Source organism: Parabacteroides sp. Marseille-P3160 (assembly GCF_900162725.1).
Classification (GTDB): domain Bacteria; phylum Bacteroidota; class Bacteroidia; order Bacteroidales; family Tannerellaceae; genus Marseille-P3160.
The window spans coordinates 1,817,099-1,835,059 of record NZ_LT799418.1; the positions used below are offsets into that span (position 1 = coordinate 1,817,099).

General features: G+C 46.3%; 13 protein-coding genes. 9 read left to right on the forward strand and 4 right to left on the reverse strand.

The features are described from left to right. The first annotated feature begins 3 nt into the window (after positions 1 to 3). Genes rimM through rseP form a run of 4 tightly spaced genes read left to right on the forward strand, consistent with a single transcriptional unit; the run spans position 4 to position 3,932 of the window. The gene (gene rimM / locus BQ8014_RS07215; protein ID WP_080903784.1) at positions 4 to 525 is read left to right on the forward strand and encodes a ribosome maturation factor RimM; all 522 of its coding nucleotides are present in this window, start codon (positions 4 to 6) and stop codon (positions 523 to 525) included. A 10-nt stretch (positions 526 to 535) separates the two neighbouring features. Next, complete coding sequence (locus BQ8014_RS07220) at positions 536 to 1,405, forward strand: M23 family metallopeptidase (protein ID WP_080903785.1); 870 nt, start codon at positions 536 to 538, stop codon at positions 1,403 to 1,405. A 4-nt stretch (positions 1,406 to 1,409) separates the two neighbouring features. Continuing rightward, positions 1,410 to 2,564: a 1-deoxy-D-xylulose-5-phosphate reductoisomerase gene (locus BQ8014_RS07225; RefSeq protein WP_080903786.1), complete on the forward strand. Its 1,155-nt coding sequence runs from the start codon at positions 1,410 to 1,412 to the stop codon at positions 2,562 to 2,564. A gap of 33 nt (positions 2,565 to 2,597) precedes the next feature. Then, entirely contained in the window at positions 2,598 to 3,932 is a 1,335-nt protein-coding gene (gene rseP / locus BQ8014_RS07230) for an RIP metalloprotease RseP (protein WP_080903787.1), read from the forward strand. Between the two features lie 95 nt (positions 3,933 to 4,027). Here the strand turns inward: rseP and ald are convergent, their stop codons facing one another. From ald to BQ8014_RS07250, 4 genes are all read right to left on the reverse strand, one after another. Next, positions 4,028 to 5,131 carry an alanine dehydrogenase gene (gene ald, locus BQ8014_RS07235; protein ID WP_080903788.1) on the reverse strand — a complete coding sequence of 368 codons (1,104 nt, stop codon included), beginning with the start codon at positions 5,129 to 5,131 and terminating at the stop codon, positions 4,028 to 4,030. Between the two features lie 306 nt (positions 5,132 to 5,437). Further along, positions 5,438 to 8,764 carry a preprotein translocase subunit SecA gene (gene secA, locus BQ8014_RS07240; RefSeq protein WP_080903789.1) on the reverse strand — a complete coding sequence of 1,109 codons (3,327 nt, stop codon included), beginning with the start codon at positions 8,762 to 8,764 and terminating at the stop codon, positions 5,438 to 5,440. Positions 8,765 to 8,786: 22 nt separating this feature from the next. Continuing rightward, complete coding sequence (locus BQ8014_RS07245) at positions 8,787 to 10,373, reverse strand: alkaline phosphatase family protein (RefSeq protein ID WP_080903790.1); 1,587 nt, start codon at positions 10,371 to 10,373, stop codon at positions 8,787 to 8,789. Continuing rightward, positions 10,370 to 11,557: a lipoprotein N-acyltransferase Lnb domain-containing protein gene (locus BQ8014_RS07250; RefSeq protein WP_080903791.1), complete on the reverse strand. Its 1,188-nt coding sequence runs from the start codon at positions 11,555 to 11,557 to the stop codon at positions 10,370 to 10,372. Before BQ8014_RS07250 ends, BQ8014_RS07245 begins: the two co-directional genes overlap by 4 nt. 187 nt (positions 11,558 to 11,744) lie before the next feature. Between BQ8014_RS07250 and BQ8014_RS07255 the strand changes: the two genes are divergently transcribed. The 5 genes from BQ8014_RS07255 (at position 11,745) to BQ8014_RS07275 (ending at position 17,906) form a co-directional block, all read left to right on the forward strand. Further along, positions 11,745 to 12,479 carry a type III pantothenate kinase gene (locus tag BQ8014_RS07255; protein ID WP_080903792.1) on the forward strand — a complete coding sequence of 245 codons (735 nt, stop codon included), beginning with the start codon at positions 11,745 to 11,747 and terminating at the stop codon, positions 12,477 to 12,479. After that, complete coding sequence (locus BQ8014_RS07260) at positions 12,466 to 13,737, forward strand: hypothetical protein (RefSeq protein WP_080903793.1); 1,272 nt, start codon at positions 12,466 to 12,468, stop codon at positions 13,735 to 13,737. The genes BQ8014_RS07255 and BQ8014_RS07260 overlap by 14 nt, the downstream gene beginning before the upstream one ends. Before the next feature lie 23 nt (positions 13,738 to 13,760). Next, positions 13,761 to 14,399, forward strand: coding sequence for an LPS export ABC transporter periplasmic protein LptC (lptC, locus tag BQ8014_RS07265; RefSeq protein WP_080903794.1), 639 nt, complete (start codon positions 13,761 to 13,763; stop codon positions 14,397 to 14,399). A gap of 12 nt (positions 14,400 to 14,411) precedes the next feature. Further along, entirely contained in the window at positions 14,412 to 15,671 is a 1,260-nt protein-coding gene (locus BQ8014_RS07270; protein ID WP_080903795.1) for a hemolysin family protein, read from the forward strand. A 90-nt stretch (positions 15,672 to 15,761) separates the two neighbouring features. Then, positions 15,762 to 17,906 (forward strand): peptidylprolyl isomerase, encoded by a 2,145-nt coding sequence (locus BQ8014_RS07275; protein WP_080903796.1) that lies wholly within the window; start codon positions 15,762 to 15,764, stop codon positions 17,904 to 17,906. Positions 17,907 to 17,961: the final 55 nt, after the last annotated feature.

Below are 17,961 nucleotides of genomic sequence, written 5' to 3' on the forward strand. Positions count from 1 at the left end.
CGAATGATCCGGAAAGAAGAGATGATAAAGGTAGGGCAATTCATGAAGCCTCATGGAGTAAAGGGAGAAATTGCCTTGATGACGGATTACGATCTTTTTGCGGAATCTCCGGAGCCGGATTTATTCCTGTTTTGTGAGATCGACGGCATTCTGGTTCCCTTTTTTGTAGAAGGATACCGGCCTAAGAGTGATGCTGTTACTTTGATAAAGCTGCAAAATGTAGATACAGAAGCCCAGGCGGCCGAGTTTGCCAACCTGGAGGTCTATTATCCGAAAGAGGCGATGGACAGCTTGCCGAATGAGGTCACGTGGCGCGATTTGATCGGATACCACGTGGTGGATGAAGAGCGGGCAAGCGTAGGCATCGTGACGGATATCGACGAGAGTACGATGAATGTCCTGCTCCGGATTGAGACGGGAGACGGTGAGTTTTTGCTGCCGGCGGTAGGAGAGTTGATCCGGTCGGTTGACCCGGACAGAAAGGAATTGTCGGTTTCCCTGCCGGAGGGCTTATTGAATTTGTGATTGGAGAAGAATGGCGACCAAACAACAAAAGAAAAAGAAATCGTTTTGGCACCGGATACGCTTTAAGTATAAGTTGTCATTTATTAATGAGTCGACGTTGGAGGAAGTCTGGTCTTTCCGTTTATCCCAACTGTCGGCTTTTGCTGTGATCGTTTTGTTCGCTTTTCTGCTGGTGGGAGTTACCTCTTTTATTATTATCAAGACACCGATCCGTAATTACCTGCCCGGCTATTTGGATGTGGAAGTGCGAAGGGAAATCATTAATAATGCTTTGAGAGCCGATTCGTTGGAGCGGCTGATCGAGATACAGAACTTATATCTGGAGAATGTAGGAAATATCCTGTCGGGGAATATCAGTTTGGATTCTATTCGTACGATCGATTCGACGGCGCGTACGGAGGCTGATTATGACATTCCGCGCTCAAGAAAAGAGGCGGAATATATCAAAACATTTGAAGAAGACGAAAAATATAATTTGACGGTGTTAAATCCCGATCCGTTTCCGACGGACGGACTTTTCTTTTACAAGCCGGTCGACGGGATCATTTCTTCCTCCTATAATGCGGAGATACGGCATTATGGAGTCGATTTGGTCGCTTCCTTGCGGGCCAGCGTTTTGGCAACCCTGGACGGGACGGTGGTCTTCATTGGTTTTGATCCCAATATGGGGAATGTGATACAAGTGCAGCATAAAAATGGTTTTATATCGATCTATAAGCATAACGAATTGATATTGAAAAAAGTCGGGGATCATGTAGCCGCCGGCGAAGCCATTGCAATCGTGGGGAATACGGGGAAATTATCGACCGGACCTCACTTGCATTTTGAATTGTGGTATAAAGGAGCTCCGGTAAACCCGGAAGATTTTATTGTGTTTTAAGTCAATGAAGAAAAAACAAATAGCGATCATCGGCTCCACCGGTTCGATCGGGACGCAGGCCTTGCAGGTTATCGAGGCGCATCCCGACCAATTGGAGGCCTATGCATTAGTAGCGAACAATCAGGTCGACTTGCTTATCGAGCAGGTAAAAAAATATAAACCGGAGGTTGTTGTCATCGCAAATGAAGAAAAATACCTTACTTTGAAGGACGCTTTGGCCGACCTGCCTGTCAAGGTATGGGCGGGAACGGAGGCGGTCGAACAAGTAGTGCAGTTTGATGCGATCGACATCGTTCTTACGGCTATTGTCGGCTACGCGGGGCTTCGTCCCACCTTGGCGGCGATCCGGGCGGGGAAGGCGATTGCCTTGGCCAACAAGGAGACGTTGGTCGTTGCCGGCGAATTAGTTACCCGGTTGGCTGCCGAATATAAGGCGCCGGTTTTGCCGGTCGATTCGGAACATTCAGCTATTTTCCAATGCCTGGCGGGCGAGTGGGAGAATCCGGTGGAAAAGATTTTGCTGACGGCCTCCGGAGGTCCTTTCCGTACGCTGACGCGGGAGCAACTGTCAGTGGTAACAAAAGAACAGGCCCTGAAGCATCCGAACTGGACGATGGGAGCGAAGGTGACCATCGACTCGGCTTCGATGATGAACAAAGGTTTTGAAATGATTGAGGCTAAATGGCTGTTCGGTGTTTCTCCGGATCAGATCGAGATCTGGGTGCATCCCCAGTCGGTGATCCATTCCATGGTGCAATTCGAGGATGGCGCCATAAAGGCCCAGCTCGGAATCCCGGATATGAAATTGCCGATCAGTTATGCGTTTTCGTATCCGCACCGGCTGAAAAGCCTGTCGCCGCGATTGGATTTCGGCCGATATGCCGGCTTGACGTTCGAGGCTCCCGATCAGGATCGTTTTCCCAACTTAGGCTTTGCCTTCGAGGCCATCCGCCGGGGAGGAAATATGCCTTGTATCCTGAATGCGGCCAATGAAGTGGTTGTAGCTGCTTTTCTTAAAGATCAGATTGGTTTTCTTCGAATGAGCGAGGTCATCGAGCAGACAATGCTTCGTGCAACTTTTAAGGCCGGGCCGACATATGAAGATTATGTAGAAACAGATAAAGAGGCGCGCCGCATTGCGTCCGGATTATTGGGATGAGTTATTAATAATAAATAATAGGTAATTAGGTAAATGGAGACTTTTTTGATTAAGGCGTTACAACTCATATTGAGTTTATCGATATTAGTGATAGTTCATGAGTTCGGGCATTATCTTTTTGCCCGGCTTTTTAAAGTCCGGGTGGAGAAGTTCTATCTGTTTTTCGACGCCGGCTTTGCCCTTTTCCGGTGGAAACCGAAAAAAAGTGAAACGGAGTATGGAGTAGGATGGCTTCCACTGGGCGGCTATTGCAAGATATCCGGTATGATAGACGAGTCGATGGATAAGGAGCAGATGGCTTTGCCTCCAAAGCCCTATGAATTTCGATCGAAGCCGGCCGGACAACGGCTGATGATTATGATTGGCGGCGTACTCTTTAATTTTCTGCTGGCTTTGTTTATCTATTCCATGATTCTTTTTGCCTGGGGAGATACCTATCTTCCGTTGAAGAACATGAAGATGGGAATGTTTTACAGCGAGACTTTTCAGAAAGTCGGCTTCCAAGACGGTGATATTCTATTGGCTGCCAACGGAGTACCTTTGGAGCGATTTAATGAGTCCTGTTTCCGCCGGGTTGTAGAGGCGGATCAGGTAACTGTTTTGCGGGATGGAACGGAAACAAATATTCCGATACCGGATGATATGATGCAGCGTGTGCTGAGAGATAAAAAAGGTTTTGCCTCTCCCGATCGCTTTCCGATGGTTGTGAAGAAACTGCCTGATCTGAAATCGCCTGCCTCACTGGCGGGGATTCTACCCGGCGATACGATCGTGTCGATTGACAGTACGGCAACGCCTACTCTGGTTGATGCTTTTGATTTGCTGGCAACGAAGAAAGACCGGGAAATCACGGTGGGTATCCATCGAGGGAATGATTTTAAGAGCTTTGCCGTCCATACGGATTCTACCGGTAAGATCGGGATTGAAGTCATTGCCCGCGCATCGGAAGTCTATCCCACCCATACGATCAGGTATGGATTTTTCGAATCTTTCCCGGCCGGGATTATGTTGGGCGTCAATACCTTGAAAGGATATGTCAATGATATGAAGTATGTCTTTACCAAGGAGGGAGCATCGAGTCTCGGAGGTTTCGGCACTATTGGAAACTTGTTTCCTGCCCAGTGGGATTGGCGGACGTTTTGGGAACGGACGGCTTTCCTTTCTATCATTCTGGCTGTAATGAATATCCTTCCGATTCCGGCCTTGGATGGCGGGCATGTAATGTTTTTACTTTACGAGGTGATCACGCGCCGCAAGCCCAGCGATAAATTTATGGAATACGCCCAGATTACCGGTATGTGCCTTCTTTTCGGCCTCTTGCTTTATGCAAACGGGAACGATATCTTCCGTTTCTTCTTCAATAAGTGAGAAGAAACGATGATCGGGAAAAGGGCTGAATGAAGCTAAATAAAAAAACGCCGTGGTTTTAGAAAACCACGGCGTTTTTATTAATAAAGAATTATTTAGTCAATCGGATGGTAAGGTAAATTAAATACATCAGCTACCGCCTTGAATGTAATTTTACCGTCTACAATGTTCAGGCCGTTCTTTAATCCGGCATCCTCGGCTGTGGCTTGTTTCCATCCCTTCTCAGCCAGTTTGATGGCATAAGGCAGGGTGGCGTTCGTGAGAGCTAATGTCGAAGTATGAGCTACTGCTCCCGGTATATTCGCAACGCAATAGTGCAGGATGCCGTCGACTTCATAAGTCGGCTCCGTATGGGTCGTTGCGTGGGATGTTTCAAAGCATCCTCCCTGATCGATCGCTACATCCACAAGGACAGAGCCTTTTTTCATCAGTTTCAGCATCTGCCGTGTCAATAGGTGAGGAGTCTTGGCGCCGGGAATCAGGACTGACCCTATGACCAGATCGGTATTAGGCAATTCCTGTTCGATGTTGTGCGCGGAAGAGTAGAGTGTTTTAACATTGGATGGCAATACTTCGGACAGATAACGAAGGCGGGGAAGCGAAATGTCTGTAATTGTTACATCCGCACCGAAACCTGCGGCTACAACTGCGGCGTTGTACCCGACTACGCCACCTCCCAAAATTAGTATTTTGGCAGGTTTTACCCCAGGAACCCCTCCGATGAGTATTCCATTGCCACCCATTGGTTTTTCCATGAAATGAGCACCTTCCTGAATGGCCATCCGTCCGGCTACTTCGCTCATCGGAACGAGCAACGGGAGATGACCGTTTTTGTCCAATACCGTTTCGTAGGCTAGGCATGTGGCTCCGCTTTTCAACATTGCATGAAGCAAATGTTCTTCGGAAGCAAAATGAAAATAAGTAAAGAGAAGTTGTCCTTTCTTTACCAAAGCATACTCCGGTTCGATAGGCTCTTTTACTTTAATAATCATCTCGGCAATGGCATATACCTCTTCTATGGTCGGTAACACGGTTGCACCTACGGCAGTATAGAGTTCATCACTGAATCCGCTACCTTCTCCGGCAGTGTGTTGTACATACAGGGTATGACCTCTTTCAACTAATTCTTTTACGCCGGCGGGAGTAACTCCTACGCGGTTTTCATTGTTTTTGATTTCTTTTGGAACACCTATAATCATATTGATATATATTGATTAGAAAATTGTTCGCAAGTTACATATTTCTGTTTTATTTACTAATTTTGTGGAAAAATATATTATATAATTTGATGATGTATTTCTATTTGATAGTATTAGTGTAGACTATGTTTTATTTTGTTGTTTGTTCTTTCTCCTGGACATGCGATTATAAGAGTCTTGTTTATTAATAACAAAGTAAAAAGTATTTCTGTTTAAGAAAAAAGGCGGGTTTCTTTACGAAACCCGCCTTTTTTCTTAATTATTTCACATCTCTTTTCCTAATCGTCAGGAAAAAGAGTGATTGCCTTACAATCCTTTTCCGTGGCAGTTTTTGTATTTCTTGCCGCTTCCGCAAGGACAGGGATCGTTTCGTCCTATCTGCTTCTCTACCCGGATCGGGGCCTGTTTGACCTGTTGCGATACAGCTGCTCCAGCTTCTTTTTGCGTTTGGTTAGATTGGTCAAGGTCGTCTTTTTCCGTACGATAGCGGCTCATGTCTTGCCGTTTTTCCGGTGCAGCTTGACGGACTTGCACGCGTTGTGATTCTGCCGCTTCCTCACGCATTGGCACCTGGCCGCGCATCAGGATAGAAACAGTCTTCCGGTTCATCTGGTCTACCATCTGCTTGAACAGTGTGTAAGATTCCAGTTTATAAATCAGCAACGGATCCTTGTTTTCGTAACTTGCATTTTGTACGGAATGACGCAATTCGTCCATTTCACGCAGGTGTTCCTTCCAGGATTCATCAATGGTATGCAGGATAATCGCTTTTTGGAAAGCTTTGCCAACGGATTTGGATTCCGTATCATATGCTTCCTTCAGATTGCAGGAGATATTGTATATCCGTTTTCCGTCGGTAAGCGGAACCATGATATTCTCATAAAGCGACCCGTGTTTCTCGTATACCTCTTTGATGACCGGTGCGGCAACCTGTGTGATACGTTCCATCCGGCGTTTGAAATTGGCCAATGCTTCTTCATAAATCGTATCGGTAAGCTTTTCCGTATTCCAGTCCTTAAATTCTTCGCTTGTGACCGGACATTCCATAGCGAATGCCTTGACAATCTCTATCTTCAGCCCTTCGTAATCATCGGCGTCTGTACTTTGTTCGACAATGGTTGAGGCCGTATCATAAAGCGTATTCAGCACGTCGACTCCGATACGTTCACCCATCAGGGCATGGCGGCGGCGTGTATAGATAACGTTACGTTGGGAGTTCATTACGTCGTCATATTCCAACAGACGTTTACGGATACCGAAGTTGTTTTCCTCCACCTTCTTCTGGGCTCGTTCTACCGACTTGCTCAGCATACTGTGTTCCAATACTTCGCCTTCCTTGAAGCCCAAGCGGTCCATCAACCCGGCAATCTTTTCGGAAGCAAACAAACGCATCAGGTCGTCCTCCAAAGAGACAAAGAACACGGAAGAACCCGGATCTCCCTGACGTCCGGCACGGCCTCTTAGCTGACGGTCTACCCGCCGGCTCTCATGGCGTTCCGTACCGATGATCGCCAAACCTCCGGCGGCTTTCACTTCAGGAGACAACTTGATATCCGTACCACGACCCGCCATATTGGTTGCAATAGTCACCGTTCCGGTTTGTCCGGCCTGTGCCACGATCTCAGCTTCCTTTTGGTGCAGTTTTGCATTTAATACATTGTGCGGAATCTTGCGCAGATTCAACATACGACTTAACAATTCGGATATTTCGACTGAAGTGGTACCGACCAGTACCGGGCGTCCTGCCGCTACCAGCTTGCTGATTTCTTCGATTACGGCGGCGTACTTTTCACGTTTGGTCTTATAAATACGGTCGTTCATATCGTTCCGTACCACCGGCCGGTTGGTCGGGATGACTACCACGTCCAATTTATAAATATCCCAGAATTCGCCCGCTTCCGTCTCAGCCGTACCGGTCATACCGGCCAGCTTGTGATACATACGGAAATAATTCTGAAGCGTAATAGTCGCGAATGTCTGTGTGGCGGCTTCCACCTTTACCCGTTCCTTCGCTTCGATAGCTTGGTGCAAGCCGTCGGAATAACGGCGCCCTTCCATAATACGTCCCGTTTGCTCGTCTACGATCTTCACCTGTCCGTCGATTACGACATATTCGTCGTCTATTTCAAACAGGGTGTAGGCTTTTAAGAGCTGGTTGATGGTATGTACCCGTTCACTTTTTATCGCGTAATTAGTTAATATCTCGTCTTTCTTTGCCTGTATATCTTCCGGGGTACCCTTTATGTTTTCAACTTGGGATAATTCCGATGCGATATCGGGCAGAATGAAGAAGCTGGGATCGTCCGAATTACCGGTCAGCAGGTCGATACCTTTGTCTGTCAATTCAATGCTATTGTTCTTCTCATCAATGACGAAGTATAAATCATCGGTAACAAGGTGCATGTTGCGCATATTTTCCGCCATATAGAACTCTTCCGTTTTCAACATGGAGGCTTTGATTCCCGACTCGCTCAGGAATTTTACCAGCGCTTTGTTACGGGGAAATCCCTTATGCGAACGATAGAGTAGGAGGCTGCCTTCTTCCCGCTCCTTCTCATCGCTGCTGTTCATTTTTATTTTTGCCTCGGTCAGCAGTTTCGTGCACAAGTTCTTTTGGGCATTGACAACTACCTCTACGTTCGGCCGGAACTGTTCGAAAAGTTGTTCTTCCCCCTTGGGCACGGGGCCGGAGATAATCAATGGCGTACGGGCATCGTCAATCAATACGGAGTCGACTTCATCGACAATGGCGTAATTATGTTTCCGCTGTACCAGATCCTGCGGACTGATAGCCATATTGTCACGAAGATAGTCAAATCCGAATTCGTTATTTGTTCCGAAAGTGATGTCGGCGTTATAAGCGGCGCGACGCGCGTCCGAGTTCGGCTGGTGTTTGTCGATACAATCGACCGATAGTCCGTGGAACATATATAAAGGTCCCATCCATTCGGAGTCACGTTTGGACAAGTAATCATTTACCGTAACCAGATGAACTCCGTTTCCGGTCAGTGCATTTAAGAATACAGGTAACGTTGCGACTAGTGTTTTTCCTTCACCGGTTGCCATTTCTGCGATTTTCCCCTTGTGCAATACCACTCCTCCGAATAATTGTACATCATAGTGGATCATGTCCCATGTTATCTCATTTCCACCCGCTTTCCAGTGGTTCCTGTAGATTGCCTTGTCTCCTTCTATCCGTACAAAATCGTGCTTTGCCGCCAGATCACGGTCGAAGTCATTCGCCGTAACTATGATCTCCTCGTTCTCGGCAAAACGGCGGGCCGTATCTTTTACAACGGCAAAGACCACCGGCAATACTTCCTCCAGAATAACTTCCAATTTGTCGGTAATTACTTTTTCTATCTTGTCGATTTCCGCCCAGATGGTTTCCCTTTGTTCCAGTTCCTTTTCTTCTATGCCTTTGCGAAGTTCTTCCATTTTCGTTCTCTCATCGGCGACATAGTCTTGTATCTGTTGTCTGACTTCGTCTATTTTCGTGCGTAAGTCATCATTTGAAAGTTCCTTGATCGACGGGTAAACAGCCTTTATCATATCAACGTAAGGGGTTATTTCCTTAAGATCCCGTTGTGACTTGTTCCCGAAGAACTTGGTCATTATTTCATTAAATCCCATAATGTATATTTCTTTTTATTTTTTATTTATTGCTTGATAACTCGAATAATGGAATGTCCAGGCAGGCATTTGGCGGGCGGATGCGCAAGACATGAGTCACCGTCGGGGCTACTTCGGTAGCCTTTACTTCGCGATAAATATGTTGGGGTTTCAAGCCATTGCCCATGAATATCAGTGGAGTGATAATGGCATTATTGCGTACCATTTTCACCTTTTCTTCCGGCTGGTCGTTATTGATCTTCCATCCCGGTTGCAGCTCGATGATCAAATCACCGCGTCCCTTATGGAAAGTTCCGTTCCGGAATTTTGCCGTGCCTTCATTCCAAGCTCCAGTATGTAGAGAAATGTCGGTTGTTACCTGCTGGACGCCGCTAAACTGGGTTACAAATTCGGCCGCTTTGTCCTGAACGTCCTTTAAATCCAGTTTCGCATCCTCAATCGCTTTCTTGTTGAGGAAGAGTTGTTGATTATGGTAGCCTTTTACCCAATCCTGCTGACCGTAAATCGCCATCAGATACATATTCAGCAAGGCGACGCAGCGTTTGGGATGGAACTCGCCCCCGGAAAGCGGGAATTGTTCTTCGAAAGTCTCTTCGATGTAATGGTACCCTGTCCCGGTTACTACAATCAGCGTATTTTTCAGACCGATCTTTTTGTCGATCGCATCCAGCAATTGTTCAATATCCTTATCCAGTTGTTGATAGGTATCCTGTATTTCCCGTGTAAATTCTTTCTGTGCGATTGTACGGTAATTCCCGGCATAGTAGGTAAGCGACAGCATGTCCGGACAGGATCTTCCGCCTAAATCGCCATATTGGATGAATTGAAGGGCCAGTCGGTTGACTTCCTTGTTGATAAAAGGAGAAGTCTTCAGGTTTTTATACCGGTCCGCTGTTTTTTCCTTGAAGGAATAACGGAAGGGAATGTCTTCCAATACGTAGGGCAGTGCATTATACCGTTCGATCGGTAAGGTGGGCGTCCAAACCATCTGGTCGGCCCGGACAGCTAAGGACTCGATGCCGCTGTTATAACGGTCCACATACCAGGGAATGCTTTTGTAAAAGGTAGTTGTGGCCCACTTGCCGTTGGTATCGTCAATCCAGAAAGCGGCATTGGCGGCATGGCCGGCCGACAAGATGGCAGATTCCGCATTCGGGGCGATGGAATACACATCACTCCGACCTTTGGAGGCGATTTTCAGTTCGTCGCCAATGGTCGAGCTAAGCAATTTTGCCGGGGAATAGTTTTCTTTTGTATAATTTCCGATGTATTCCGGATCATAGAGACAGGAATATTCCTTGTTATTTTCGAAATCATAACTTTTTTTACCCGTAATGCCGTTGAAACAAGGATTGGAGCCGGTGAAGAGGGTGGCAAAAGCGCTGGCCTCGTCTATATTATTGAATTCGAAACGGAGATTTTTATAAACCGCCCCTTCATTCATCAGGCGCTTGAATCCGCGTTCACCGAATGTATTATAAAAATATTCTATATAGTCTCCCCTTAGCTGATCGATGGTAATGCAAACGACCAATTTGGGAGCAGCCTGTTGAGCGCTTAGATTTGAAGCGACAAAAATAGCGATCAGCGATGAGATAATTCTATTCATTCAATATTCCATTTCTTTCTAATGAGACTGTATCCAGAACGTATCCACAGGCATAAAATCAGCGGTATAAAAGCCTCGTTTACATGTTGTGATACAAATCCTGTGCCAAGAAGCAAAAGCGTTAGCGCCGCAAAGTTAATAAAATGATAGAAATAGGCCGCTTTGTTCAGCTTTTTTACCATAAAGAAGAAAGCGCCGGCAAGATGGAGGGGATGCAGCCAGATTAACCAGACGTTCGGCCACATGCTTGGATGGACTGAGATAAAACTGAGGAAAAACAGGACGATCCCACAAAGCCCGGCAATGGAAAAGAGTAGGACATCGACCCATCTGTAATAGGTTTTCTTCCGCCGCTCCGTCCATGTAACCAGCAAGACAAACGCTAAAAGGAACAGGCTGCATACGAGCGGGGTAAAAAGAGGCTTTTCGGAAGTCTCCCGGGTAGCTTCTTCGGTGAGTGTCCGGGTAGCCTTTACCAGGGGGCGTGTACTTCCGTCCGGTTGGAGAATTGTCGCTTTGGCGAATGCGCGTTCCAGATATTGGGGCAGGAAAAACTCTTCGTGCGGTGTCGCCTCCCGGTCGGTCGGGCTACCTAATACCAGATCACATCCGAAAGTCAGCCAAGGATGATTCCGGGTACAATAATTAATCAATTCCCGGAATGTATGCCGCTCGCCTGGATCGGCATAATCGATTTTCCCCTGCGTATATTTTTCGACCAGTACGGCCGGGCGTGTGGCGCAGTTGTCAAAGAAAAAGTTATAACGGTAGACTCTGTTTTCGGGTTGGGCGTTTTCAACCAGTGCCTCCCATAAGGCCTGTTTCTCCGCTTGGGTAAAGTTCAGCACCTGCTCGGTCAGTCCGCTTCCGCGTATTTGGCATTCGATGACAAAATCTTGAAGTGGGTAGGCCTCCAGCATATAGTCGGTCTCTCCTTTTGCGAAACGGTAAATGAAGTTCGGCTTGTCGAAGCTGAAAATGCCGTAATTGAAAAGCAAATCCACATTTTGTTGAGGATCATGCACCCGGACGGAAGTATGCCCGTACAAGGTGTAGACTCTGTCGTCGATGGGTGTACTGGTCAGCAAGCTGATTTCGGCTGCTTCGCTCAGGACAAGGGGCTTTGCATGTACCGCCATGCCGTACAAGAGAAAAAGAAAGAGCAGGATCCGGAAACGTTTCATTTGTGATTTCAATTAATGCGACAAAATTAAGAAAAAAAGAGAAGATTGCCCTATTTGCGAAGTCAAACAAGGAAATCATTCGGTAAAATTTGAACAGTTTCCAAATCTTCTTTCATCGATTGGCCAATTTTCTCATCGATTTTGTTTTTCTTTGTGGACAAATTCAGCGAGAAAATATACAGAACACGTGAATCTTATTATAGAACAAGGAAATTCTTCCACTAAAGTAGCCGTCGTCAACGGGGAAGTAATCGTGGAAACATTCGTATTCAAGCCGTTTCATTTGTCCGATATCAAGAGCCTTTTTGAGAAATACCCGCTTACGCATGGCATTCTTTCTACGGTTATTGATGTGAATGTGGAATTAATCGCCTACCTTCGTGAGCGGCTTCCTTATTTTATCTTTTTAGATGAATTCGTGCCTTTGCCACCATCTGTCCACATCCCGGAACCGATGTTGCCTGTGTTGGGGAAAGATCGCCTGGCTGCCATTGTGGCGGCAATTTACAGGGAACCGGGAAGGCCTTTGTTGGTTATCGACGCCGGAACCGCGATTACGTATGAATTTATAACACCGGAGGGTGTCTATTTGGGAGGGAATATCTCTCCGGGCATGACTACCCGTTTCAAGGCGCTGAATCAGTTTACCAGTAAATTACCACTGGTAAAGGAATGCGAGAAATTGCCTTTTATCGGGACGACGACCGACACGGCGCTTCAGGCGGGTGTCGTCAACGGCATCGTTTATGAAATGGATGGGTTTATTAATGAGTGGAAAGTAAAATATCCCGATCTTTTCGTTTTTTTAACTGGCGGTCATTCGTTTTACTTTGAAAGACGCTTAAAAAACTCCATCTTTGCGGATATTAATTTAGTGTTGATTGGATTAAATAGAATCTTGGAATATAATGTTGAGAATTAATAAAACCGGGCTTGTTTGTATTCTGATATTTACGCAAATAGCCGCCTTTGCACAAAATAATACGAATTCCCCCTATACGCGTTATGGTTATGGAGAATTAGGTAATCGTTCTTTCGGAGCCGGCCGCGCAATGGGAGGTCTCGGCTATGGGTTGCGTTCTTCCAAGCAAATCAATCCGATGAACCCGGCTTCCTATTCCTCTATGGATTCCCTGACTTTCATCTTCGACTTCGGGGCGATGGCGCAATTATCCTGGTTTGACGACGGAACGAACAGACAGAAAGATACGAACGGGAATGTAGAATACATGGCCATGCAGTTCCCCTTGAGCCGTTCCCTGGCGATGAGCGTCGGATTGCTTCCCTTCTCCCATGTAGGGTACAGTTACGGTACGGAGCAGACCTCGAACGGATTGACCTATATTAACACTTATTCGGGTTCCGGAGGCGTTACCGAGCTCTATGCCGGCTTGTCTTACGATTTATGGAAGAACAGGCTTGCCTTGGGGGCCAATATCGGTTACCTGTTCGGAGATGTAAAACATGACCGCTATTCTTCTTCCTCTTCGTCCGGTTCTTACCCTTTGTCCATTTCCCAGCGTTTGAGAGTGCGGGATTTGAAATATGATTTTGGAATCCAATATACGCACCCCTTGAGCAAGACGGATAAAATAACCTTAGGCTTGACTTTCAGCCCCAAGGCAAATCTGAATACGACTTCTTACACCCAGATGCTGTTGCAATATACGGGAAGTACAAGTGAAACGGATACTATCAAAAACCCAAGCAATGCCTTCGGGCTTCCCAACTCCCTGGGATTCGGTTTTACCTATACAAGAGGAAATAAATGGATGGTGGGAGCGGATGTATTACATGAACAATGGAGCGATGCCAAGTTTTTCGATACGAAAGATGGCTTTCAGGATCGCCTGCGGGTGGCTTTGGGAGGAGAATACATTCCGAACATCATCGGGCGCTCTTTCTTAAAGCGAATGAGATATCGTGGCGGACTTCATTACAGTAACTCTTACCAGAAATTTGAGGTGATGGAAAGCCAGTCGAGGGAAGGCTATAAGGAATACGGGGCCAGCGTGGGATTGGGCTTGCCGTTGATCGACAACCGTTCCTTTCTGAACCTTTCCTTCGAATATGTAAAAATTAGCCCTGACGCCAAATTTATGATCGACGAACAATACTTCCGTTTTGCAATCAATTATACATTTAATGAATTCTGGTTCTTTAAACGGAAAGTAGAGTAAAGAAGAAGTATAAACACACGGATATGTCCAGACGTCTTCCCGGTAATACGGGACATCCCGGCATGACAGCTTTTGTTTTACTGCTTGTTGTGCCTCTTTTCTTTCATGTATCCTGCCGGAAAGAACCGAAGGAGATCGTGGAAGTCCGTTTTAACCCGGATTCTACCTATACCATGAAAACGCTGAACATGACTACCTTCATATCGGATTCGGGGATTACAAAATATAAGATGGTAACCCCGGAATGCCTGATGTTCGAAGAAGCCCGGGAGCCTTATTGGTTCTTCCCCAAAGGAGTATATGCCGAACAATTCGATACGCTACTGCAGGTAGAAGCCAGCGTCAAGGCGGATACGGCTTTTTATTATGTCAAGAAAGACATGATCACGCTGATTGGGAATGTACATATTGTTAACCGGGAAGGACAGCGTTTCGAAACCTCGCTGCTTCATATCGACCGGAAATCGGACCGGGTCTATTCCGATAAATTCATTCGTATCGAACAGGCCGACCGGATTATTACGGGAATAGGTTTCGAATCGACAATGAGTATGTCGAAGTATCGTATTTTCAGTATGCAGGGAACTTTTCCAATTGAAGAAAAACCGGATACGGTCCCGCCCGGAGCGAATGTTCCGATAGCGGCGGCCGACTCCATATAATATATTAATGCGGTGGAACTGTTGATTAATATAATCGTGTTGTTATTGGTTTCCGGCTTTTTTGCCGGAATAGAGGCGGCTTTCATTTCTTCCGGCAAATTGGAGTATCAACTGAACCGGGAAGAAAAGAATTTGCTATATAGGATTTTAGATCGCTTTTACCGTAATCCGGACCAGTTTATCCTGATCATGCGGATCGGGGAATGTATTTCTCTGGCGACTTATTCCGTCTACTTGTTGTTCGTTTTCCAGTCGTCGATGGTGACGCACGAAGGAGCTGAATTCTGGTTGCTTCTTCTAAAGATTCTGATCGCTACCTTTATCTGGCTCTTTTTGGGGAAGTTTGTTCCTCAGATGATCTGCCGGTTGAATCCGAACCAGGTTCTTTTGATTTCCGCCATCCCCCTGTTTTTTGTCTCTCTCCTGCTTTTTCCCCTGTCGAAGCTTTTTTCTTTTGTCTCCTGGGGAATCCTGCGCCTCTCCGGAGTGAAAAATCCTCCCGTATCCATCCGGCATAGTTTCAGCCGTACGGATCTGGACAGTTTTATTCAGCAGGGAATCGACGAGAACAGCAATTATTCGGATATCAATACGGAAGTGAAGATCTTCCAGAACGCGCTTGACTTTTCGAATGTGCGTGTAAGGGATTGCGCTGTCCCCCGTACCGAAATCGTGGCGGCCGGCCTGACGGCTTCCATCGACGAGCTCCGTTCAAAATTCATTGAGACCGGCCTGTCGAAAATTGTCATCTATAATAATAACATCGATAATATCGTCGGTTATATCCATTCTTCCGAGATGTTCAAGCATTACGACGACTGGAAACAGCATCTCCGTAAGGTCTCTATCGTTCCTGAAACTATGGCGGCCAATAAGCTGATGAAAAGGCTGATGCAGGAGAAGAAAAGCATTGCCGTCGTCGTTGATGAGTTCGGGGGGACGACCGGGATCGTCACGCTCGAAGACTTGGTGGAAGAAATCTTCGGGGAGATTGAAGATGAACACGATACCAGGTCGTACATTGCCCGAAAGGTAGGAGAGGGGGAATATCTTCTTTCCGGACGGATCGAAATCGATTACCTGAACGAAACATTCGGCCTGGATCTGGAGGAATCGGACGACTATCTGACGATTGCCGGCTATATCCTGCATTACTACCAGAGTTTTCCCAAATTGAACGAAACGATCGTGATCGGCAAGTATACCTTTAAGATTCTTAAAGTGACAGCGACTAAAATAGAATTGGTACACATGTTGATCTCCAAAGAATGAAAAAAAAAGGATAAAAGGGAGGGCTATTCCTTTTTTTTGTATCTTCGTGCCCTAAAAGTGGAAATATAAATTAAAATTCATTAGAGATAAATGGCTACGCTTGAAAAAATCAGAAACAAAGCCGGACTGCTTGTTATTGTAGTAGGATTGGCTTTATTCGCTTTTATCATCGGAGATTTCTTAAACTCCGGCTCAACTTTTTTTAGACAGAAACAGGAAGTGGTGGCAGATGTGGACGGGACACCTATCAGTATTCAGGACTATCAGGCCCGTGTGGATGAAATGATCGAAGTGTACAAGATGCAATCGGGAAACTCCAACCTGCCGGATGAGTATGCGGCACAGATCCGCCAGTCCGTATACGACGCCTTGATCCAGGAAGTCGTTGTCGACAAAGAGTTGGATAAAATCGGAATTATCGTATCACCGGAAGAGCTCTTCGATATGGTACAAGGTGAGAATATTTCGCCTCTGATCCAGCAAATGCCCATGTTCGTCAATCCGCAGACAGGCGTTTTCGATAAATCCGCTTTGTTGAATTTTCTGAAAACAATTGAAAATGAAAACGTGGCCAGCCTCCCGGCCGACCAACAATCCGAATTGCTTAAAGCGAAAAACTTCTGGTTATTTTGGGAAAAGAACATCAAACGCCAGCGACTGGAACAAAAATACACGACACTCCTCGGAAAAGCCGTTGTCGCGAATAAACTGGATGCCAAAGATGCTTTCGATTCTTCCGTCGAGAATTCGGATATTGTTTTTGCCATGCAACCGTATTCTTCAATTCCCGATTCCACGATTGAGGTGAAGAAGAGTGAATTGGAAAAGTTATATGACCAGCGGAAAGAGCGGTTCAAACAGGAGGAAGCCAAGGTCATCAAATATCTTGCCGTGGATATCCGTCCGAGCCAGGAAGATTACGATAACGCCAGTGAAGAAGTCGGCAAGGTACGCCAGGAATTGATCGAAGCTACCGGCAACCATGTGGCGGATATTGTGAACGAAAGCTCTGATATGCCTTTCGTCGATGCCTATGTCTCTCCCAAGCTGTTCGACGAACAATTGGAACGCTTTGCAACGACAGCCGAGGTGGGAACGGTAAACGAACCGATTTTCGAAAACGATCAATATCGTCTTTTCAAACTCATCGATAAGAAGATCGCTCCGGATTCGGTCAAAGTAAGTCATATCATGTTGGCTCATAACCGTAATGAGGCCGGAATGGCTAAATTGGCGGACAGCTTGATCAACGTCTTGAAGGGCGGAGCTAAATTCGCCGATATCGCTAGGGAATTTTCCGCTGATCAATCGGCTGAAAAGGGTGGCGAGCTCGGATGGTTTACCGAATTAACGGCCGTCAGGGGATTGAACGAAGATTTCAAAAACGCCATCTTCAACTCTCCTGTTAATCAGCCGACGGTTATAAAATCGACCTACGGAACCCATATCGTAAATGTGGATGAACGGACGGCAAATATAACGAAATATAAAGTTGCAGACGTGGAAATCAAAGTCTCTCCCAGCTCCAAGACTTACAGTGCGATTTATAATGATCTGAACCAGTTCGTTGCCAAAAACAACAAGATCGATAAACTGGACGAAGCGGCAAAAGAAGCCGGTTATGCCGTTGTTTCGGATGTGAAGGTAACGGCCGCCGACCAGATTGTCGGAAGCATTAAGAATTCCCGTCCGGTCATCCGTTGGGCCTTCCAGAATGACAAAGGCAAACTTTCCGAAATCTTTGAATGTGATAGCAAATTTGTCGTCGCAGCCGTACAGGGTACGCTGCCTAAAGGATATCGCTCGCTGGCATCCGTCGAGCCGGAATTGAAAGCCGAATTGCTTGCTCAGAAGAAAGGAGAGAAAATCGCTGCTGATTTGAAAGCCAAGAAACTGACCTCATTGGAGGCCTATGCCGAAGCAATGGGCAGCAAGATCGATTCCGTACGCTTCATTAACTTCAATACGACCCGTATTACGCAAGTCGGCGTGGAACCCAAAATGAATGCGGCGGTAACCTTGGCCCCATTGAACCAGTTGACCGGTCCTGTCCAAGGTAACAACGGCGTATACGCTTTCATTGTAAACAACCGTACGAAAGAGGCGAAGGAATACAACGAAGCCGAACAGATTCGTGTGCTGGAAGCAAACAGCTCCTACCGGATTGGCTACCAAAGCATTCAATATCTCATCAGTAAGGCAAAAATCGAAGATAACCGGATTCGTTTCTATTAATTCCGGTACGTCCATAAATCAGAAAGAACTGCCCTTCGATCTATTCGAAGGGCAG